21 protein-coding genes and 1 tRNA gene are annotated in these 20797 nt (G+C 65.0%); 12 read left to right on the top strand and 10 right to left on the bottom strand.

The features are described from left to right. Nucleotides 1-144: 144 nt before the first annotated feature. Nucleotides 145-549 carry a hypothetical protein gene (locus tag HV798_RS26115; protein ID WP_175190719.1) on the top strand — a complete coding sequence of 135 codons (405 nt, stop codon included), beginning with the start codon at nucleotides 145-147 and terminating at the stop codon, nucleotides 547-549. Between the two features lie 79 nt (nucleotides 550-628). Here the strand turns inward: HV798_RS26115 and HV798_RS26110 are convergent, their stop codons facing one another. Further along, nucleotides 629-1039 (bottom strand): DUF1090 domain-containing protein, encoded by a 411-nt coding sequence (locus tag HV798_RS26110; RefSeq protein ID WP_175190718.1) that lies wholly within the window; start codon nucleotides 1037-1039, stop codon nucleotides 629-631. 138 nt (nucleotides 1040-1177) lie between these two features. Next, nucleotides 1178-2038, bottom strand: coding sequence for a DUF1266 domain-containing protein (locus tag HV798_RS26105; RefSeq protein WP_175190717.1), 861 nt, complete (start codon nucleotides 2036-2038; stop codon nucleotides 1178-1180). A gap of 237 nt (nucleotides 2039-2275) precedes the next feature. Between HV798_RS26105 and HV798_RS26100 the strand changes: the two genes are divergently transcribed. Next, nucleotides 2276-2902 carry an FMN-dependent NADH-azoreductase gene (locus HV798_RS26100; protein ID WP_175190716.1) on the top strand — a complete coding sequence of 209 codons (627 nt, stop codon included), beginning with the start codon at nucleotides 2276-2278 and terminating at the stop codon, nucleotides 2900-2902. 80 nt (nucleotides 2903-2982) lie between these two features. Here the strand turns inward: HV798_RS26100 and HV798_RS26095 are convergent. Then, a tRNA-Lys gene (locus HV798_RS26095) sits at nucleotides 2983-3058 on the bottom strand. A gap of 243 nt (nucleotides 3059-3301) precedes the next feature. Then, nucleotides 3302-4048 carry a 3-oxoacyl-ACP reductase family protein gene (locus HV798_RS26090; protein ID WP_175190715.1) on the bottom strand — a complete coding sequence of 249 codons (747 nt, stop codon included), beginning with the start codon at nucleotides 4046-4048 and terminating at the stop codon, nucleotides 3302-3304. A 116-nt stretch (nucleotides 4049-4164) separates the two neighbouring features. On the opposite strand from HV798_RS26090, the gene HV798_RS26085 reads away from it, so the two are divergent. Together HV798_RS26085 and HV798_RS26080 are read left to right on the top strand one after the other, a co-directional pair. Then, complete coding sequence (locus HV798_RS26085; protein ID WP_175191099.1) at nucleotides 4165-4809, top strand: TetR/AcrR family transcriptional regulator; 645 nt, start codon at nucleotides 4165-4167, stop codon at nucleotides 4807-4809. An 11-nt stretch (nucleotides 4810-4820) separates the two neighbouring features. Next, nucleotides 4821-6416, top strand: a complete 1596-nt coding sequence (locus HV798_RS26080) for a sensor domain-containing diguanylate cyclase (RefSeq protein WP_175190714.1) — start codon at nucleotides 4821-4823, stop codon at nucleotides 6414-6416. A gap of 60 nt (nucleotides 6417-6476) precedes the next feature. On the opposite strand, the gene HV798_RS26075 is transcribed toward HV798_RS26080, so the two are convergent. Then, entirely contained in the window at nucleotides 6477-8552 is a 2076-nt protein-coding gene (locus HV798_RS26075) for an AsmA family protein (RefSeq protein ID WP_175190713.1), read from the bottom strand. A 296-nt stretch (nucleotides 8553-8848) separates the two neighbouring features. Here HV798_RS26075 and HV798_RS26070 point away from each other — a divergent pair, with 296 nt between their 5' ends. Further along, nucleotides 8849-10753: an LTA synthase family protein gene (locus HV798_RS26070; RefSeq protein ID WP_175190712.1), complete on the top strand. Its 1905-nt coding sequence runs from the start codon at nucleotides 8849-8851 to the stop codon at nucleotides 10751-10753. Here the strand turns inward: HV798_RS26070 and HV798_RS26065 are convergent. Next, nucleotides 10737-11342 (bottom strand): DNA-3-methyladenine glycosylase I, encoded by a 606-nt coding sequence (locus HV798_RS26065; RefSeq protein WP_175190711.1) that lies wholly within the window; start codon nucleotides 11340-11342, stop codon nucleotides 10737-10739. The two genes, HV798_RS26070 and HV798_RS26065, sit on opposite strands and share 17 nt — an antisense overlap. A gap of 220 nt (nucleotides 11343-11562) precedes the next feature. Here HV798_RS26065 and HV798_RS26060 point away from each other — a divergent pair, with 220 nt between their 5' ends. Further along, nucleotides 11563-12036: a YkgJ family cysteine cluster protein gene (locus tag HV798_RS26060; RefSeq protein ID WP_025136667.1), complete on the top strand. Its 474-nt coding sequence runs from the start codon at nucleotides 11563-11565 to the stop codon at nucleotides 12034-12036. Between the two features lie 14 nt (nucleotides 12037-12050). Here HV798_RS26060 and HV798_RS26055 read toward each other — a convergent pair whose 3' ends face one another. Then, a complete protein-coding gene (locus tag HV798_RS26055; RefSeq protein ID WP_246289175.1) occupies nucleotides 12051-12950 on the bottom strand; it encodes an alpha/beta hydrolase in 900 nt (299 codons plus the stop codon). 295 nt (nucleotides 12951-13245) lie between these two features. Then, the gene (locus HV798_RS26050; RefSeq protein ID WP_025136665.1) at nucleotides 13246-14028 is read right to left on the bottom strand and encodes a helix-turn-helix domain-containing protein; all 783 of its coding nucleotides are present in this window, start codon (nucleotides 14026-14028) and stop codon (nucleotides 13246-13248) included. A gap of 108 nt (nucleotides 14029-14136) precedes the next feature. Between HV798_RS26050 and HV798_RS26045 the strand changes: the two genes are divergently transcribed. The 6 genes from HV798_RS26045 to HV798_RS26020 all read left to right on the top strand — a co-directional run bounded on the left by HV798_RS26045 (nucleotide 14137) and on the right by HV798_RS26020 (nucleotide 19059). Further along, entirely contained in the window at nucleotides 14137-14577 is a 441-nt protein-coding gene (locus HV798_RS26045) for a Fur family transcriptional regulator (RefSeq protein WP_175190709.1), read from the top strand. Continuing rightward, nucleotides 14574-14993 carry a hypothetical protein gene (locus tag HV798_RS26040; protein ID WP_025136663.1) on the top strand — a complete coding sequence of 140 codons (420 nt, stop codon included), beginning with the start codon at nucleotides 14574-14576 and terminating at the stop codon, nucleotides 14991-14993. The genes HV798_RS26045 and HV798_RS26040 overlap by 4 nt, the downstream gene beginning before the upstream one ends. A 416-nt stretch (nucleotides 14994-15409) precedes the next feature. After that, on the top strand, nucleotides 15410-16321 hold the full coding sequence (locus HV798_RS26035) for a LysR family transcriptional regulator (protein ID WP_025136662.1): 912 nt from the start codon (nucleotides 15410-15412) through the stop codon (nucleotides 16319-16321). 151 nt (nucleotides 16322-16472) lie between these two features. After that, nucleotides 16473-18089, top strand: coding sequence for a methyl-accepting chemotaxis protein (locus HV798_RS26030; protein WP_175190708.1), 1617 nt, complete (start codon nucleotides 16473-16475; stop codon nucleotides 18087-18089). 140 nt (nucleotides 18090-18229) lie between these two features. Next, nucleotides 18230-18517: an MSHA biogenesis protein MshH gene (locus HV798_RS26025; protein ID WP_175190707.1), complete on the top strand. Its 288-nt coding sequence runs from the start codon at nucleotides 18230-18232 to the stop codon at nucleotides 18515-18517. 110 nt (nucleotides 18518-18627) lie between these two features. After that, on the top strand, nucleotides 18628-19059 hold the full coding sequence (locus HV798_RS26020) for a RidA family protein (protein ID WP_175190706.1): 432 nt from the start codon (nucleotides 18628-18630) through the stop codon (nucleotides 19057-19059). Between the two features lie 7 nt (nucleotides 19060-19066). On the opposite strand, the gene HV798_RS31965 is transcribed toward HV798_RS26020, so the two are convergent. Together HV798_RS31965 and HV798_RS26010 are read right to left on the bottom strand one after the other, a co-directional pair. After that, nucleotides 19067-19135 carry a hypothetical protein gene (locus HV798_RS31965; RefSeq protein WP_367647327.1) on the bottom strand — a complete coding sequence of 23 codons (69 nt, stop codon included), beginning with the start codon at nucleotides 19133-19135 and terminating at the stop codon, nucleotides 19067-19069. A 69-nt stretch (nucleotides 19136-19204) separates the two neighbouring features. Continuing rightward, nucleotides 19205-20488, bottom strand: a complete 1284-nt coding sequence (locus tag HV798_RS26010) for a hypothetical protein (RefSeq protein WP_246289172.1) — start codon at nucleotides 20486-20488, stop codon at nucleotides 19205-19207. Between the last annotated feature and the right edge of the window lie 309 nt (nucleotides 20489-20797).

Raw genomic sequence — 20797 nt, 5'->3', positions numbered from 1 at the left:
ATTATTCTTAATATTAATTTAGCTGGAAGTGCGCAGCAAGCAGCGCCGCTTGCCAGTATCCGCGCCCCGGACGGGACGGCACCGATGCCAATAATCAGAATGTTCCAATAGGCGCGAGGGCTGGAGAAAGCAAGACTGCCATTCATGTCCCGCTCATCGTCTATCCCCTCCATCCTCCCTCGAATCAAGCGCTTCACAGCTGCCCTGCTCTTGGCCGCATCGGTGGCAGGCATCAGCGCGTGCGATCAACGCCAGCCCTTTGACTCGCAGGTCTGGGCCAGGCCTTACTCCTTCGACACGTCCCAACGCGCGGCCATGCTGGACGACCTGTTGGCCAGGCACTCGCTGACCGGCCTGAGCCGCGACGAGACGCTTGCCTTGCTGGGTCCCCCTGATCATTATGGCGACCCGCAACGGCACGAACTCGAGTATCGCGTCGACATGGACTTCGATACGATCGATCCCGTCTACACCAAGTCGCTCAGGATCACACTTGACGACACGGATACGGTGGCGCACTGGCGCGTCGTCGAGTGGCGCAAGCGCTGAACGCCGACAAAGGCCTTGGCACAGGCAAAAAAAACCCCGCGCGATGCACGGGGCTGAGCTGCGTCAGGGCAAATGCGGATCAGCTGTCTTGGGCCGCGCGGGCTTCGGCCAGTTCGGCGTTGGCATGATCCAGCTTTTCCTTGGCACGGTTGATGCGCTTGGCATCACCGTTGCGGGTTTCGCGGTCCAGCGTGGCTTGGCGCTCTTCGACCTTGGTCTGTTTTTCGGCGACCTTGTCGGCACGCTCGCGGGCCAGGCTCTTGTCGTCGCACTGCTTGCTCTTTTCGAGCGCTACGCGCAGACCGGCAATGCGCGCATTGTCCGCATGCGCACGCTGCGCGATGTCTAGTTCTTTTTCAATCTGGTCGGTCTTGGCCGCGCAGCCTTTCAGCTTGTCGGCGTGCGCATCGCTTTGCGCGAAGACTGCCGCGCCAATAGTGACGGCCCAGCAGGCGCTGGCGACGCAAAGGGAAAATCGGGAAATTGCCATGGGGAAAGTCCTTGGTATGAGATTCGAATGGAATCGTTCGAATGCGATCATGCCAAGGCGATGTCGCCCGGGGAATTGGAACATTCTGAATTTTCCGAGGTTGTGATCAATACCGCCTTGACGCGACGAAAAGCTGCGTCAGCGCAACGACTTGCCGTAAAACGGACTGTTCTGCGCGCAAAGCAGAAGCTCGGCGCCGCAAATGCGTTCCCTTATGCTGTATTCCTTCATGACGCCCAGGGCGGAATCGTTCAGAAAGTCGGACCAATGCAGGAAACCGAACAGATAGGACACCGCCAGGTCGTTCCAGGACGCGAAGTGCTGCGGAATCAGACGCCCTACTTGCTCTACGTAGGCTCGCGCCGTAGGTTCATCGAGGTGTCCGCACGAGAAGGTAGCCCGGGCCAGCCAGGACGCGCGAATAAGGTTGTACGCCGTCATGCATTCGTTCCCTTGCGGCTGCAGGGTCGAACCGTACTTGGCCAGATAGCGCTGAAATCTGGTCCGCAACACGTCCGGAACATCGGCCAGAGTCAAACTCGCCTCTTCATCGGCTTCCGTAATCAACGCCTCGATCTGTTGGACGGCTTGGGCACGGTTGGAGATGTCCCAGGAAGACTCAATGCTGTAGCCGAGCACCTTTTTCGTTTCTTTGTCGTCCAGATCCAGGATTTCAAGGGAATTGATATAGCACTCGGGCGCGTTGCTCGTGGTTTCGGTCACCATGTACAACGACTCGCTCAAGCCTGCCAGGCGAGCGTCTGCCGATCCCAGCTCGACCTTTGGCACTTTGTTGATCAGTTTTTCCAGATTGAATTCCGGCGTCGTTCGGCTCAGTTTCCAGCGAATGCCAAGCTGCACCAATGGCCACATCGCGCCCACGCCCAACACCCCTGCGACGATATAAAAGGCAATGTCGTTATCGACGAATTTGAATTGGTAATGGGCCACCAGAAAGGCAATGAATGCCAACGGGAATCGTAAGGTTTTGATTTTCATAGAGATCTCAGGGCGTAAGGCGCCTATCCTATTAAGCCTTCACTGCCGTGCCCATTGGATAATTCTGAAATTTCATTGGCCCGCCGCAAGTGCCCCACCAGGGCATTGGCAATCAAGTCGTAGCACGATACACTTTCCTCCGCCAACGATTGCAAATGCAATCGTATGAATGCGGGCCCAGCGTGACGCATTCCTGGCGTTGCCTACGTACACGCTTCGTCATCCGGATCATGCAGCATGCGTCTGTTGAACATCGAGTCCTCACCCCGCGGCGCCCAGTCTGCGTCCATCGCCATCGCCAACGCCTTCATCGACGCCTACCGGCAGGCCTGCCCTGCGCTGGAAGTCGATACGCTGAATGTCTGGGAAGAAGCGCTGCCGGAATTCGACAGCCAGACCATCGGCGCCAAGTACAAGCGCGTCTCGAACACGCCCTTGGACACCGCGGAATCATCAGCCTGGGCGCGCATTGAATCGCTGGCCAGGCGCTTTCAGGAAGCGGACCGGATCGTCATGGGCGTGCCGATGTGGAATTTCGGCTATCCCTACAAACTCAAGCAATTGATCGACCTGGTCAGCCAGCGCAACATGCTGTTCACCTTCAATGGCCAGGCCTACGGCCCGATGCTGGACATCGCGCGAGCGCTGGTCATTCATGTGCGCGGCCAAAGCCACGACAACGCCGCGAACGGCAACAGCAGCCCCGGGTTCGCGCACCAGGCGGACTATATCGAGTTCTGGCTGAAGTTCATCGGGGTCCGGGACGTCAGCAGCCTGACGGTCGAACACACCTGGGATGCGCGGGCGCCGGAAACCCTGCAGCAGGGCAAGGCCCGGGCGGCGGCGCTGGCGTTGGATTTCTGATCCACGCTGCCACACCTGACAAATAACAACGACAAATAAAAACGCCTTGGGCGCTAAGCGACCAAGGCGTCTTGAAATTCTGGTGGGCTGTGAGTGGCTCGAACACTCGACCTACGGATTAAGAGTCCGCTGCTCTACCAACTGAGCTAACAGCCCTGCAGGTTCATCCACTTCGTTTGCATCGTTGCCGCTGCGCTTCGTTGTGTGTGAACTGCGAAGAAGCAAGATTATAGGGAGCTTTTTTTAAATGTGCAAGTCGACTGCTGATCGACCACAAAAAAAGTGGCCCGCCGACGTGCCTGGCATGCTCCAGGCCCGGCCGGCACAGGCGCCGCGGCAGGCTGCCCCTGGCCCTTCGAGGCCCGGATCGGCCTGCCCGGAACGCCCTGCCCTCGCCCATCAGGCTGCGTAGCCGCCGTCCACCGCCAGGCTCGCACCCGTCACATAGCGGCCGTCCGGCCCGGCCAGAAATGCCACCATGCCGGCGATGTCGCGCACTTCGCCATAGTGGGGCAAGGACAGCACCGCCACCAGATCGCCGGCGTGATCGCCGTCGGCGGGGTTCATATCCGTGTCGATGGGGCCAGGGTGCACAACGTTGACGGTGATGCCGCGCGTCCCCAGGTCGCGGGCCAACCCACGAGTCATGCCCAGCAGCGCCGACTTGCTTGCCGAATAGAGCGTCACGCCAGCCCGGCCCGAGCGCTCGGCCAGGCAGCTGCCAATGTTGATGATGCGGCCGCCATCGGGCATGGAGGCCTGCGCGGCCTGGATCGCCACGAAAGGCGCACGCACGTTGATGTTCATCGTGCGGTCGTAGTCATCCAGCGTGACCTCGTCCAGCGGACCAGCCAGGAAGATACCGGCGTTGTTCACCAGCACGTCCACCGGCCCCAGTTGCTCGATGGCCTGCTCCACCGCCTGGCGGACCTGGGCCGGATCGGCCGAATCAGCCTGGATGGCGTGGCCGCGGCGGCCGCCGGCTTGCAGTTCTTGCACCAACGCCGTGGCGGCATCCCGGGATGCGGCGCTGACGTAGGTAAACGCAATGTCGGCGCCATCCGCCGCCAGGCGCCGCACGATCGCCGCGCCGATGCCCCGGCTGCCGCCGGTCACGAAAGCCACCTTACCGTTCAGGTTTTGCATGGGTCATCCTTAAATTTGTAGTGATCGACACAAATATGATCCATCGCCGCAGCGCAGCCGTCAACGATTTTCTTATCGATCAACACAAAATATCCCTCGCGAGTAAAATGCCGCCCATGGCAGAACGTGGGCGCCCCCGGAACTTCGACCGAGCCCAGGCCTTGCGCAAGGCTATGGAAGTGTTCTGGTCGAAGGGATATGAAGGTGCATCGCTAACCGATCTGACGGCTGCGATGGGCATCAACTCGCCCAGCCTGTACGGCGCATTCGGCTCAAAAGAAGGACTATTTCGCGAAGCGGTGCAGCTTTATCGCGACACCGACGGCGCCGCCTCTCGGCGCGCCCTGACCGATGCCGAAACCGCCCGCGATGCCGTGCAAGGCATGTTGCTGGCCGCCGCCGAGCGCTTCACGGCGCCTGGCGCGCCGCCTGGCTGCCTGATCGTTCTGGGTGCGCCCTCCGGCGCCGACAACCACGACGGGGTCGGCGCCTTTCTGGGCGACAACCGCCGTGAAATGCAAGGCCGCATCCTGGCCCGCCTGACCGCCGGCGCGGCCGCGGGCGAACTGCCCCCGGGCGCCGATCTGAAAAACCTGGCGGCGTTCTACACCACCATCCTGCACGGAATGTCCATCCAGGCGCGCGACGGCGCCGGCCGCAAGACCCTGCAAGCCGTGGCGCGCCAGGCGATGTGTGCCTGGGATGCGCTCACCGGCGGCATGCCCCCTTCCGGCCTGCCCCCAGGCCGCGCCCATTCCTGACGGGATCTCCCATGTTCCGCATCGACCTCCGGCGCCTCATCCTGTGGATCAGCCTGCTGTCGATTTTCCTGGTCCTGGCGGCGGGCCTGCATGCCAGTTATCTCGTCCAGCGCGATCTGCTGCTGCACAACGCGCTGGAAAGCAACCGCGTCTATGCGGCCAAGCTGGCCGCCACCACCGAATACTTCCTGGGCGACCTGCGCCGCCACCTGGCCTTCAGCGCCGACACGCTGGCCGACATGGAGGCCCACCCCGAACTCGCTGTGTCGGAGACGCGCCGCCAGGAAGAACAGCTGGGTCATTTCAATTCCAGCTTCGTGGTGTCGCCGGATGGCATGGTGCTGGCGGTGTCGCCGTCGTACCCGCAGCTGAAGGGCCAGCAGATGACCAGCGAGGCGGCCAAGACCGCGCTGACCACCCGGCGTCCGTTCATCAGCGAGCCCTTTCGCGCCAGCACCGGCCGTTGGCTGATCCTGTATACCCATCCCATTTTTTCCCGCGACTACCGCTACCTGGGCTACATCGCCGGCACGCTCTACCTGCACGAAGACAATGTGCTGGACCGCCTGCTGGGCCAGCATTTCAACCGCGATGATTCGCTGCTGTACGTGCTGGCGCGCGATGGCACGCTGATCTACCACCCCGACCGCAGCCGCCTGGGCCACATGTCCGCCGACAAGGCCAAGCTGGGTGCGGCGCTGCGCGGCGAAACCGGTGAGCTGCGCTTCACCGACGCGGACGGCGCCGAGATACTGGCCGGCTACGCGCCGGTGCCCAGCACGGGCTGGACCATCATCGCGCAGCGGCCGGTGGCCAGCACGTTGCTGCCGCTGAACGACCTGCTGATGGCGACCGCCCGCAACACCCTGCCGCTCCTGCTGCTGTCCATCGTGCTGCTGTGGCTGCTGTCGCGCTGGATCGCCCGCCCACTGGGCGAACTGGCCGGCATCGCCAAGCGCATGCAGGACCCCGATTCGACCGAGCGCATCCGCAAGGTGCGGTCGTGGTATTTCGAGGCCTCGCAACTCAAGCGCGCGCTGCTGATGGGGCTGGCGTCGATCCAGCACAAGATTCGCGACCTGCGCCGCGCGTCCACCACCGACACGCTCACCGGGCTGCTGAACCGCCGCGGCCTGGACGAGGCGATGGCGCTGCTGCAGGCGGCGGAAACGCCGCTGTCGATCGTGGCGATGGACATCGACCACTTCAAGCACATCAACGACCGCTACGGCCACGCGGCAGGCGACCGCGCCTTGCAGGCCCTGGCCACGCTTTTGACCGAAGGCTCGCGCAGCGGCGACACCGTGGCGCGCAGCGGCGGCGAGGAATTCGTGATGCTGATGCCGGGTGCGCCATTGGCGGCGGCCGTGGCCACCGCCGAACGGTTGCGACTGAAGCTGGCCCAGTTGGGCGCCGCCGCGGGCTTGCCCGCGCCGATCACCATGTCGGCGGGTGTGGCCCATTACCCGGAACACGGCGCGACGCTGGACGAAGTCATCCAGCGGGCCGACCGGGCGCTCTACTACGCGAAGAACCACGGCCGCAACGCCGTCTGCATCGCCGACAACCACGCCCCCGACGGCGCGCGGATGGCGCTTCCCCGCTAGGCGGCCACGCGCGAGACGGCGCCAGGCGCCGTCGGCACCGGCCCGGCCGCATCGCCCACCCTACTTGCCCTTGGCAGGCGCCGGCGCCTTGGGTGGCACGCGCATCTGCTTGAGCAGCGTGGCGCAGGAATTGTCGTCGGTGGTGCTGGGCGCAATCAGCGCCAACAGGCCGGCCGCCGGCGTCAGGATCACGCCCAGGGCCACCATGCCCGCCCCGCGGGCCGCCAGCGGCAGCACGTGCACGCCCACGTCGGGCGAGCCGAACGTGCCGCGTACGTACAGCGGCGAACGCAGCGAGAAGATCCGGAAGCCCTTGCTGTCCGGCGTGATGTCCAGGTCCAGCTTCTCGTTCTTGAAGTCGGTGGGGCCCGTGATGTTGATCAGGGCATTCTCGGTGTCGAACACGAACACGCGCGGCGTCATCACGCCGCTTTTCATTTCCAGGTCGGCCGCGCCGCAATTGATCTTGACCTCGTCGTCGCCGAACAACTTGGACACCACGTAATTGCCCACGTTCAAGCCCGCGATTTCCATCAGGCTGCGGCTGATCACGCCGTCATTGACCAGCATCTTCACGTCGCCGGATGCCGTACCCAGCAGTGCGGCCACGGAATTGCCGGTGCCCGACAAAGCCAGGTCGCCGTTCATTTCGCCCAGCGTCTTCTGCATGGACTCGGTGGCGGGAAAGAGCTGCTTCAGGCGCAGGCGCCGCGCATGCATGTCGACGCGCCCGGTCATGGGGGCCTTGGAGCCGTCCAGATGCAGCGTCGCGGCCATGGTGCCGCCCGCCATGCCGAAACGCAGCGGGTCCAGCGTCAGTTGCCCGTCCAGCAGCACCACGTGCACCGTCAGATCCGACAGGGGCAGCTTGGCGTCATGCACGATGCGGCCGGCCTCGAGCGAGACGTCGGCATCCATGTCGCGCCAGCGATCGGTGCGAAAGGCCTGGTCCGGCAGCACCTTGCCGCCGGCGCGCTTGGCCGGCGCGTCCTTGGGCTTGTCCTGGGCCGGCGCGGCCTTGCCCGAAGGCACCCCGACCAGCGGCCCCAGATCGGCCATGCGCAGTTGCCTGGACGACAGCTTGCCGGTCAGCTTGGGCCGCGGCGCAGCCAGCGAAAACGACACATCGCCGTGCAGGTCGCTATTGCCCACCTGGCCATTGAAGTCGCGGTAGTCGAACACCGCGCCTCCCGCATTGCGCAACTTGGCCACCAGATGGCCGTCGGTGGAATAGGGCGGCGTGTCCGGCAAGGTCACGCCGGTCAGCGGATACAGCTGCGCCATGGACCCGCCCGATAGCTTGAGCCGCAGGTCCAGCGCCCCCAGGTTGGCCGGGTCGGTCAGCGTACCGGTCACCGACGCCTTGGTACCGCCGATGGCGACGTCGGCCTGCACCGGGAAGGGTTGCTTGGGGTCTTGCAGGGCCAGCATGCCGCCCACCTTGCCCTCGCCCTTGGTGGCCAGGCCCTTGTACTTGCCATCGACCTTCCAGCCGAAGACATAGTCGCGCGGCGCAGGCGCCGCGCCGTCTTGCGGCACGAAGGCCGACCCGGCCACGTCGGCGAACGGCACCGGCTTGCCCAGGGGGTCGACCAGCACGGTCAGGTCTGCCTGCAGAATCGCATCGGCATAGCCCACCCGCCCCTTGTCGAAGCCGATCTCATTGATGTCCAGCACCCAGGGCGACGGCTCGCCCGATTCGGGCAGCGTGAAAATCCAGTTGGCGCGGCCGTCGGCCAAGCGTTCCAGGTCGGCGGCGGGCTCGGTCAACTGGATGCGCCGGATCACCACGCGGTGGCTCAGCAGCGGCAGCGGCGACAGGCTGAACTCGCCGCGTTTCAAGGTTGCGAACTGTGGCGCCTTGGCCCAGTCCGGATTGCCGACGCTGATGTCATTGGCGACCACGTGCGGCCATGGCACCCAGGCCCGCCAGCCGCCTTCGTCAGGCTCTCGCGTCCACTGCACGCTCAGGTCGCCATTGATGGCAAAGGGCCGGCCAATAGCCGCGGTGACCCGTTCGTTGATCATGGGCTTGGCCCGGTTCCAGTCAAAAGTGGCGATCACCACCCCCAGCACCACGACCACGAGGGCCAGCCCCCCGACAATCCCGACCGCTATTTTTGTTTTGCGCGTCATCGTTATCACCCTGCCTTTGTCGCCGGGGCGCCGATGCCCCGACCCTAATTAGCTCAAGGGTAGCGCGCGGAGCCGGGCAGGTTAAGCTTGCCGGCCTCATAATGTGTGCGGATTTTTCCGCGTCATAGAGCGCACGGTCGGCAAAAGTTACAAAGCAGCCTGTCTGCACCCGCTTTTTCCTGCTGACGGACGGAATAATCCCTACCGAATTTTCGACGCCACCCCTGTTCAAATGCGCGATCACCCCGAATTTGCGCACCCGACCGGGGCGGACAGCAGTACTACCTGGAGGCCCGATGCGGCATTCGAGTTTGATTTTCGTGGTGGCAGCCTTTGCGCTGCTGACACTCAGCCGCCTGGCGCTGGCCGCATGGCAATGGCAACGCGTACGCAATGCGGGGGGCCTGGCGCCCCTGCTGCTGGGCGGCCTGCGCATCGACGCCCATCAGATCTGCGTGCTGGCCGCCTTGCCGGCAGTGCTGTCGCCCTGGCTGGGCCACCTGCCGTTCGCCGCCACGGCCGCCGGCATCTGGTACCTGGTTGCCTTCATCCTGCTGGCTTTCCTGGAAGTCGCCACGCCGCCCTTCATCCTGGAATACGACACCCGGCCCAACCGGCTGTTCGTCGAATACCTGAAACACCCGCGCGAAGTGTCGGGCATGCTGTGGCGGGGCTACAAGGCCGCGCTGCTGGGCGGCTTCGGCGCCCTGGCGCTGATCGGTTGGGGTGCCTACGCCCTGTTCGGCCACGCCACGCCTGACCCGCAATTGGCCTGGTGGCAGATGCCGCTGGCCAGCCTGGCCATCCTGGCCATCGTCATCCTGGCCATCCGCGGCACGCTGGGCCACCGGCCCATCAACCCGTCGTCGGTGGCCTACAGTTCGGACGGCATGCTCAACACCCTGGCGCTGAACTCGCTCTATAACGTGTTCTATGCCGTCTACAGCATGAAGAATGAAAAATCGGCCTCTGCCGTGTATGGCGGCATGGACGATGACGACATGCACCGGCGTGTGCTGACCCAGGCCGGCCTGCCCTATCCGCCCGCCAACGCGGACCACCCCAGCCTGCATCGCCAGCCCGCTACCCGCAAGACGGCGCGCCCGCTGAACCTGGTGATCATCCTGGAAGAAAGCCTGGGCGCGCAGTACAGCGCCGGCCTGGGCGGCATGAACCTCACGCCCGAGCTCGACGCCCTGGCACGCGACGCCTGGACCTTCACCCGCGCCTACGCCACCGGCACGCGTTCGGTGCGCGGCCTGGAAGCCGTCGTGACCGGCTTTCTACCCACCCCGGCCCAGGCCGTGCTGAAACTGCCCCGCTCGCAGCGCGGCTTTTTCTCGCTGGCCGACCTGCTGGGCCGCCACGGCTACCACTCGCGCTTCATCTATGGCGGCGAGTCGCACTTCGACAACATGAAGGGTTTCTTCCTGGGCAACGGTTTCAAGCAGATCGTCGACCGCGAAGACTTCGTGGACCCGGCTTTCGTGGGCACCTGGGGCGCGTCGGACGAAGATATGTTCAACCAGCTGGACCGGCTACTGCGCGAAGACGGCGACCAGCCCACGTTCACCCTGGCGTTCAGCGTGTCGAACCATTCGCCTTGGGAATACCCGGCGGGCCGCATCCAGACCGAAGGCAACCCCGCCACCGTGGAAAACACCGTGCGCTATGCCGACTGGGCGCTGGGCCGCTTCTTCGAGCGGGCCAAGGACGCGCCGTACTGGGAAAACACGGTGTTCCTGATTGCCGCCGACCACGATTCGCGCGTGTTCGGCGCCAGCCTGGTGCCGGTGCGCCACTTCCATATTCCCGCGGTGATCCTGGGCGCCGGCATCGAAGCCCGCCGCGACGACCGGCTGATCAGCCAGATCGACCTGGCGCCCACGCTGCTGTCGCTGATGGGCGTAGATACCGAACACCCCATGATCGGCCACGACCTGACCCGCAGCACACCGGGCCGCGCCATCATGCAGTACGACAACACCTACGGTTACCTGAAGGAAAACGACCTGCTGGTGATGGCCCCCAACAAGACACCCGTGCAGTACCGCTACACCGCGCCGGAAGACTACGCGCCGGTGCCGCTGGACCCGGACCTGGCCGCCGAAGCGCTGGCCCACGCCCTGTGGCCCAGCTGGGCCTATCGCGAAGGACGTTACTGCATACCGGGTGCAGCGACCGTCACGCCGGCCGTTTGAACGCCTTGCGTGCGCGTTCGCTGAGGCTGTGGCAATAGCAGTCGGGATGGTGGTCGTTGACCATGCCGACCGACTGCATGAACGCGTAGACCGTGGTGGGGCCGACGAACTTCCAGCCCAGTTTCTTGAGCGCCTTGGACAGGGCGTCGGACTGTTCTGACGTGGATGCACCCAGCGTGGACGGCGCCCCCGCAGGCGCCTCGAAGCGCCACAGATAAGCGCCCAGCGAGCCTTCACGTTCGATCATTTCGAGCGCGCGCTGGGCGTTGTTGATGACGGCTTCGATCTTGCCGCGATGGCGCACGATGCCGGCATCGGCCAGCAAGGCCAGCACCTGTTTCTCGCCAAAGCGCGCCACCTTGGCCGGTTCGAAATTGGCGAAACCACGGCGGAAAGCCTCGCGTTTGTTCAGGATGGTGCGCCAGCTGAGACCGGACTGGAAACCTTCCAGGCAGAGCTGTTCGAACAGGGCGCGGTCGTCGCCTTCCGGGCGGCCCCATTCGGTGTCGTGATAGGCCATGTAGTCGGCGGAAGTGTCGACCCAGCCGCAACGGGCGCGGCCGTCGGGGAAGGCGGAATTGGCATTCATGGATAAGGTCCTGGCGGCAATCGGTTCCCGATGCTACTCCAGCCACGTCCCCGAAAAAAGTCGTAGCAGCCGCAAGCCGAATCCAGCTACTATTTCCGACCCTGATCCCGCGCCGGCCGTGTCCGCGCGCCCTTGCCGGATCTGCCAGGCGCGCGGGCGACATGCCCCGGATTCGCCCGGCCGCAGCCGGAGCCGGACAGGCTTTCGGACTTCCCACGCCATGTCCCTGCTCGAGACATCCGTCATCACGTTCGTGTCGCCCGCCACGCTGGCCGGCGACGCCAACCCGGCCGCCAATCCCTGTCTGGACTGCGGCGCCTGTTGCTCACATTTCCGGGTGTCGTTCTATTGCGGCGAACTGGCCGGTGAAAACGGCGGCCATGTGCCCATCGAGCTGGTCACGCAGATGAGCCCGTTGCGGGCCTGCATGAAGGGCACGGAAATGGGCGGCGGCCGCTGCATTTCGCTGCGCGGCGAACTGGGCAAGCCCGGCATCCATTGCGCCATCTACGAAAACCGCCCCACGCCCTGCCGCGAATTCGACATCTGGCAACCCGATGGCTCGCCCAACCCTGACTGCCAGCGCCTGCGGCTGAGCCTGGGCCTGCCCGCCGTGCCGCCGCGCCCGGACGCCGAAAACGATCCGCAAGGCCCGTCGCACCCCAACCAGCCCGACCAACCCGCCGCGGCCTGACGTCAGCCAGCGCGCTAGCGGGCCACCGCCAGCAGGCTGTCCGCCGGCTGTTGCGCCGGCAGTTGCGCGGCTTGTGTGCGGCCGCGCTGCGGCTCGGCGGCACGTCGGCGAGTGCGCACGATGCCCGGGTCCTTGCCCAGGAATTCCAGCACGTTCTGCATCACCCGTTCGCGTTCGTGATCCACGCAGATCATGTGATAACTGTCCTGCAGCAGCACGACCGAGGCGCCGGGAATGCGCTCGCCCAGCAGGCGCGCCGACCGCGGGCTGGTCAGCTCGTCTTCGACCGCGTGCATCACCAAGGTCGGGCAGCGCATCTGTTCCAGCCCGCGCTTGACCATGCCGCGCAGGCGGTCCACCTGGCGCACGCAGGCCAGCGGCACCCACTGATAGTGAAAGCCATCGCCGCGCGCAAAACCCGCCTTGATGAAGGCCCGCACCAGTTCGCTCTTGACGCCGTAAGGGTCTTCTTCCTCGACCCGGATGCGGCGCGGCACGCCTGGCACGTGGTACAGCAGATAGCGCAGCCCGCGATACCAGGGCGTGCTCCAGCCGTCCAGGAACACCGGCGCCGACAGCGACACGAGCGCGCCGCGGGTGTGCGATTCGCGCTTGCACAGTTCGACCGCCAGCAAGGCGCCCAGGCACATGCCGATGACGTGCACCACCTCGTACTGGGCACACAGCTCGCGATAGCGGCGGGTCACCACGTCCATCCAGTCCTCGACCCGCACGTCCAGCAGGTCCTCGGGCCGTCCGGCGTGGCCCGGCAGCGTGACGCCGTGCGTTTCCACCCCGGCGCGCGCCAGCACCTTGTGCAGCGAGCCCATGTCGAATTCGGTGCCGCCCAGGCCGTGGATCAGCAGCGCGCAGGTGCGCTGCCCGGCCGGTTGCACGGTCGGTGGCGCAATCACGACGCGCACCCCGCGGCGGCGTCCAGCTGCCAGGCGTGGCGGGTGGCCGCCAAGAGGCGCGCCAGGACCTGGGCGAAGGCGTTTGCCGGGGCCGGGGCCACGGCGGCGCCGGCGCTCCCGGCCGGCGAGAGAACGAGGAAAGGTTGGCAAGTCATGGAACACCCTTGATGCATGGAGGGCAGGACGAGAAGACCTGTCCTACCCTGGCGCCATGGTAGGCAAGGGGCGTGCGGGAAGATCCGCAAATCTGTCGGGAAAAAGTGAAGATCCGTAAACCGCGGGGAAAGCGGGGCGTCTACTCTCGCCCGGCGAGGTAGCGCGTGGGCGTCGTACCGAACGCCGTACGGAAACTGCCGATGAACGCGCTGGTGCTCTCGTAGCCGACCGACAGCGCCGCCTCGGTCACCGAACCGCCGCTGCACAACAATTCCAGGGCCCGCAGCAGGCGCGCCTGCTGGCGCCACTGGCCCAGCGTCACGCCGGTTTCCTGGCGGAAACGCCGCATGAGCGTGCGCGAAGACATGTTCAGGCGCTGGGCCCATTCGTCGATGCCGGAGGGGTCGTCCGGCGTACCCAGCAGCGAATTGGCCAGGTCCTGCAGACGCGGATCGTCCGGCATGGGCAAGAGCACCGGCGCGTGTTCGCGCTGCGCGATCTCGGCCAGCAGCACCTCGAACAGCTGTTCGAGGTAGGCCTCCGACAAGGCGCCGGTCGGGCTGGTGGTGAAGCGCTCGACCAGCGCGTCGATCAGCTTGGACGACGGCCACGACCGGCAATGCGTCGGCAAGCGGGCGCAGGCGTCTTCCCGCACATACAGGAACGAGCCGCGGGCCTCGCCGAACCAGCGCGCGGCGTGTGTCACCCCGGGCGGAATCCAGCCCAGGCTGCCCGGCAGCACCGTCCAGACCTGCGCGCCGGCCTGCACCATCACCAGCCCTTCATGCACGAGCACCAGCATGCCCTCGTTATGGACATGGTCGGGGACGAAGATGCCCTTGGATTCCCGCGGGCGCCGCATGCTGAACGGCGTCAGCAGGACATCGGGAAGGGCTTGGTGGACCACGGTCACCTGGAACATGGTTGGCAGATTTGAGCTACAGGTTGACGGATTCCCGTTAGCGGGATCATTTGAAAATGTACATCATTCTCATCATTCGGGCATCGGCCCCGGAACCGGAGAATCTACATGGACCACACCCGCCTGCGCGTGGCCGGCATCAAAGCCACTTTCCCGCGCCTGAAGATCCTGGACGTCTTTCACCAGCATACAGATCAGCACATGAGCGCGGCGGACATCTATCGCAGCCTCATCTCGGAACGCAGCAGCATCGGCCTGGCGACGGTTTATCGCGTCATTACGCAACTTGAGGACGCCGGCGTGCTCAAACGTACTCAGCTCGACTCGCACTCGACCGTGTACGAGCTGAATGACAAGGGACACCACGACCACCTGGTCTGCCGGCATTGCGGCCGGATACAGGAATCCAGCGACCCCGCCATGGCGCAATTGGTACGCAAGATCGCCAAGGACTGCGGCTTCACGCTGGATTCCTACAGCCTGGTGCTTTACGGCGGCTGCGGCTGCCGCAAGGATGCGCCCGCCCCTTATATCGGAGAATTCGAATGAACCGCGACCAGTTTTTCTTCCACGACCTGTCCCAATTCCCCATCGTCACGGCCAAGCACGGCAGCGCGCCGGCCGGCTATTCCACCAGCTGGATCCGCGAAATGGAAATGCTGGTCAACAACCCGCAGACCTTCGTCATGGTGGTGCCCGACATGCGCCAGGAAGCCAGCCACGACGACCGCAAGGCAATGATCGAATGGCAGACCAGCAACATGGCCCGGCTGAAGGCGCGCTGCCGCGCGTTCATCGCGGTCGAGCGTGATGCCGGCGCCCTGGCCAAGATCCGCAAGCGCGCCGAAAAGATGGCGCAGGCATTCGGCATGCCCTTCCTGGCCGTAGCCACGCCCCATGAAGCGGTGCAATGTGCCAGGGAATTGCTGGGCCAGACCGGCCCGGGCGGCTTCGTGGTGGACTGAGCCCCCGGCCCGCCGCCACCCGTTTTCCAGCGCGCCTTCGGGCGCGCTTTTTTTCGTGCCTGGCCCGCGCCTCGCCGCCAGGCCCCAGCGCTGCGTCTTATTGCCGAAATTAGAATGCAATATTGATAAATTTGCGATTGTGGCAAAAGGTGTTGCTGGAATAAATTCCACCTCTGGCCCGATCGCCTGTCCCGCAGGCCAGGGCTGGCATCGCAGCGCGCCGGCCTCCCCGGATGGCGCTCACGGCCTGTCCGCGGTACGACCCGCCCTCGCTTCCATGGTCCGACGCCATTGGCCGGCGCGTTCACAAGACGCCGCGGCGCGACCGCCCCAGGGGGCCGCCGCCTCCCGCGCACCCTCTTTTAGCGGTTGCCGGCCGCCCGGGCTCGACACTGAGATTTACGGCACTCATATCAATGAAGCGATTCCAATTCGACAGCACCGCGCTTCGTTACTTTCTCACCGTTGTCGACACAGGGTCCGTCAATGGCGCCGCCGCCCGGCTCAACGTCGTCAGTTCGGCCGTCAGCCGGCAGATCGCGGGGCTGGAGCAACGCCTGCACAACCAATTGTTCGAACGCCATCCCAAAGGCATGCGCGTGACCGAAGTCGGCCGGATCCTGGCCGACCATGCCCGCCGGGTGGAAGCCGACGCCGCCCGTACCTATGCCGAAATCGATGGCCAGAACGGCCGTTATACCCAGACGGTGAAGATCGCCGGTGCGCCGGGCTTTGCCGCCTGCGCCCTGCCGCGCAAGTTCGCGGCCTTCCAGGCCGAGCACCCGTCCATCCGCTTCAGCCTGCATATCCTGGATGCCGGCCTGGTGTCCGAACGCGTGCGTTCGGCCCAGGCCGACATCGGCGTCACCTATAGCCACTCGGCCGAAAAGGACATTGCCGTCATCTATTCGCATCCGGCCGAGATCGTGGCCGTGATGCGACCCGGCCATCCGCTGGCGGCCTGCGAATCGCTGCACATCACCCAATTGCCGGCCTATCCGCTGGCGCTGCCCGAAGGCGGCAGCGCCCTGCGCCAGGTGCTCGACATGGCGTGCAGCCTGTACAACATCACCCTGTCGCCAGCCTTCACGTCCAACCTGCCGGATGCGGCCTACCAATATGTATTGACGGGTGACGCCGTGACGCTGTGCGCCCGGCTCACCGCCGCCGATCACCTGGAAACGGGACGGCTGATCTGCCGGCCCATCAACGACGCCCTGCTCAACGCCGGCCAGCTTCAATTCCAGACGCATGCCTCGCGCCCCCTGTCGGACGCCGCCCACCGCTTCCTGCGCTTCATCCGCAGCGATGCACCCCAGCTGTTCTAGCCTGGCTCGGGGCAGGCATTGCCAAAACCAGAATGCCCCCCTGAAAAATGATCAATTGTTAGTTATGTAATTTAAATTTACAGTCAGCCCGGATTTTCCGAGACCGCGCTTTGACGGGTCAGCCCCAAGACACACACAGGAGCCCCCCACCATGCTCAAGAACCTGAAGATACGCACCGGCCTCGCGGCCGTCCTGGCCCTCTTCGTATTGGCGCTGGCGGTCGCCACAGGCATGGGCTGGCTCTACGCCAAGGCTGCCGACATGGCGGTGGACGACCTGAGCTCGGTGTCTGCAGAACAAACCCGTCCTCTGTACGAAACCCAGACGCTGCTGCTGCGCAGCCGCCTGACGCTGGTGGCCGCCTACCTGGACATCACCAGCGGCAAGGGCGCGCAAGCCCAGGCCAGCGTCGACCAGGCCACCCAATACCTGCAAGACGCCCGCAAACGCTTCGCCGTCTACCAACGCGTGCCCAAGAACACAGAGGCCGGCAAGAAACTGGCCAGCGACCTGGACGGCGTGTTCACCGCCTATGTGCGCAGCATCGAAGCGCTGGAACAGGCCTTGCAGAAACAGTCCGCCGAGGGCTATGCGGCCGCCGTGGTCGACACGCGTACCGCCGACGCCCGCTTCGTCGAACGGGTCAACAGCTTCCTGGAACACACCGAACGGCGCACCGATGAGATCAATGTCGCATCCGACCAGCGCTACGACCGTGCCGAATTGTCGACCATCATCATGCTGGCGCTGGCCGCCGCATTGGCGGTCGGTTGCTGGCGCTTCATCAGCCGCCAGGTGCTGCAACCGCTGAAGGACGCCGCCCTGCACTTTGACCGCATCGCCTCGGGCGACCTGACCCAGCGCGTCGCGGTGAACTCCCACAACGAGATCGGCGTGCTGTTCACGGCGCTCAAGCGCATGCAGGAAAGCCTGACCCGCACCGTCAGCGAAGTGCGCCGCAGCGTCAACGAAATCAATACCGGCGCGGCCGAGATCTCGTCGGGCAACACCAACCTGTCCTCGCGCACCGAAGAGCAGGCGGCATCGCTGGAAGAAACCGCCGCGTCCATGGAAGAGCTGGCCACCGCGGTCAAGCAGAACACGGAACATGCCCACCAGGCCAACAGCCTGGCGGCCGAAAGCCGTGGCGTCGCCCTGCGCGGCGGCGAGGCTGTGGGCCAGGTCGTGGAAACCATGGCCCGCATCTCGGAGAGCTCGCGGCGCATTGCCGAAATCGTGTCGGTCATCGACGGCATCGCCTTCCAGACCAACATTCTGGCCCTGAACGCAGCAGTCGAAGCCGCCCGGGCCGGCGAACAGGGCAAGGGTTTTGCGGTGGTGGCCGGCGAAGTCCGCACCCTGGCCCAGCGCAGCGCCCAGGCCGCCCGCGAAGTGAAAGACCTGATCGAGCAATCGACCAGCAACGTCGACAGCGGTGCCGAGCAAGTGCGCGCGGCCGGCAACACCATGCAGGAAATCGTGGCCTCGGTGCAGCGCGTCACCCAGATCATGGCGGAAATCACCGAAGCCTCGACCGAGCAGTCCATCGGCATCGACCAGATCAACCGCGCAGTGACCCAGATGGACGACGTCACCCAGCAGAACGCGGCCCTGGTCGAAGAGGCTGCCGCCGCGGCCTCGTCACTGGAAGAGCAGGCCAAGCGCCTGGCGGCCACCGCCGCCTTCTTCAAGCTGCCCGCCGAGACCGTCATCGACGTCACGCCCCAGGCCATCGCGGCCCCGCTGCGCCCGGCCTACGTGGGGTAATGCGCCGCAGGGGCGCCTCTGGCCAGGGTGCGATGGCGCCCCGGTCATTTAAGAGTGCGCCCGCCAAGCCGTTGTCCATAAGGTAAGGCCCCGCAAGACAGCTTGCGCCGGGCCTCCCTTCGACCACGAGCCCCCGACGCATGAGCCGCGCCCTCGCCTGTCATTTTTGCCTCTCGACGCTGGCGCAAGGCGCCCCACTTCTGGAAAGAAACGGTTCGGCCATCTGCAAGACCTGTGTCGATGCGTTTTCGGCCGAATTCACCGAACGAGCCTGGGTCATGGCCGCGTCGCTGGACGAGCAGCTGGATGTTCTGCTGGCCGAAAGCAAGCGCGCGCTGGAACAGAGCGCCACCCTGGCCGAGCGCGCCCGCAGCTGTGGCCTGAGCCTGACCGAACTATCGGCCATGCCGCCGCGCGCGCTGTCCTGATCCGTCGGCCTGGCCGACAAGTGATGCCCGGCCGCGTTCCTTGACCTCAACCGTGGTTGAGGTTTGATACTGGCGCTCCCATCAAGACCGACACGATTCTGGAGCCCGCCATGCCGTCCCGCATCACCCCCGCCCTGCCCTCGCTCGCCTTCATCAATCCGCCCGGCCTGTACGACCCGCGGCCCAATGGTTACTCGCACGTGGCGGTGGCCGACACCCCGGCCCGGCTGATCTTTGCCGCCGGCCAGGGCGGCGAAAACGTCCAGGGCGAGCTGCAGCCCGATTTCCTCAAGCAAGTGCGCCAGGCGCTGGACAACGTCCAGACCGCCCTGCAAGGCGCTGGCGCCACCCTGTTCGACGTGGCCAAGCTGACGGTGCTGGTGGTGGACCACAGCCAGGAACGCCTGGCCGTGTTTTCCCAAGAGATCAAGTCGCGCTGGGGCATCCACCTGGCCCCGGCCTGCACCCTGATCCCGGTGCCGCGCCTGGCGCTGGACGGCATGCTGGTGGAAATCGAAGCGACTGCGCTGTTGCCGCTTTGAGGCCGTATCAGGCGCCAAAAGCCCCACTGCGGAAATCCTGGCAGGCCTGGAAAATCTGCTCGGCCGTGTTCATCACGAAAGGCCCACCTGGCTTCCGCCAGGTGCAGGTGGACGCCCTGCGCCAGCCCGTCCCACGCAATACACGCTATTCGGTCACCAAGTAAGCCTGGCCACCCGGTTTCAAGTACGGCTTCAATGCCTTGAACGGCACGCTGGCATGCGGCCCCAGGCAAGCGCCCATGGCATGGCCGATGCCCGACACCGACAGCACCAGTTCGCCAGGCGACGCCACGCTCAAGGCAAGATAGCTGGGCCAGACATCCGAGCAGCCTTCCAGCGATTCGCCGTCGGCCGCACCCTTGGCGTTTTCCGCAGCCAGCGGCGCCCGCACCTTTTCCATCAGTGCCAGCAAGGTCGGGCTTGCGGTTCGCAGGCCATCATCACCCGGCACATACGCGTCGAAAATGCGATTCCAATTCAGGTACTCGCCGCGCAGCAGATCGAAGGTGTAGGGATCGAAATGGTTATTGGGATGCGCGCCGCCGCAGTACAGGCTGCCGGACTCGGTCAACGTCATCAGCGCCGTCGACAGCCAGGCCACCGTGATGTTCTCGTCGTCATAGCTGCCCAGCGTGCCCGCCGCCGGATTGCCGTCTGTGTAGATCGTGGCCATGCATTCCAACGCGGCCAGATTCATCTGCCAATGCCGCTGCTCCAACAGATGGTTGATGCGTACGAGCACCTGCGGGTCCGGATGGCGGCTCAGCCGCGGATAGCTGAACTTCGTGCGCGGATCGCGCCACAGGCGGTAAGCCACCTTGGCGTTGCCGACGTCAGGGCCGACCGGCACGGCGTAGCCGGCGAGCTTGAGCGTTTCATACGGCGCGTGCCGCAAGTCGATGTCGGCATTGACGTCGATGCCGCTGCCCACGCCGCCGCTGATCGCATCGGTCACGGCCTGCACGGCATCCGGCGCCAGGGCGGCGGGATCGTACTCGGCAACGCGGCGCAGCTTGAAGCTGCGCGATTTGCCCGTGCGCGCATCGACCCATTTCCCTTCGTAGCCGGCGGCGTCGCGCTTGCCCGACCAGGTGGCGGCCGGCGGCGCCGCGTCCGACTCCGGGTCGCCGCCGCTTTCCTTGATCTCGTAGTAGGTCCTGGGTTCGCGCAGCGCCTGCGGCGTGCCTTTGAGCGGGATGTCGACGCCATGCTTCGGATAGAAGTAGCGGCCCCTGAGCGTGCCATCGGCCGCTGCCTGGCTGTCCAGCTCCATCACCACATCGCCGGCGCCCTGCAGCGTGCCCGTGTACACGGTGCGCGGAGCGGCAAAAGCGGCAGAACCGCACAGCCCCGCGGCAGCAAGGACGAGCGCCCCAGCGCCTGGCAATGCGCGGGAAAGGCGGAATACGGTCTGGACCAAGGAATGCATGGGAGGCCTGGCGGGTCGGATGGAAAGGTGGCGTGGCGCATTATGGCGTCACAGATTCCTTGGGAAGGAAACCAGTCTATTCCAAGCGTATGAACGGGTGAAACCTCCCGAAGATGGACCGCCGCAGCCTGAACGGCGTCGGTTCGGCCGTCTCGTCCCGCGTCACACGTTGGATGACGGCGCATTTCGGCTGCCCGCAACATAATTCTCGACATTATTTTCTATTTAATCATTGGTCAAAATTCCTCATGGCCATGATTATTTTTTTCGCATCGAGACGTCAGGATTTTCTATATTTTTCGTGCGCTA

The organism is Achromobacter deleyi, from assembly GCF_902859705.1.
Lineage (GTDB): Bacteria > Pseudomonadota > Gammaproteobacteria > Burkholderiales > Burkholderiaceae_B > Achromobacter > Achromobacter deleyi.
This window is presented reverse-complemented; position numbering and strand designations above follow the sequence as displayed.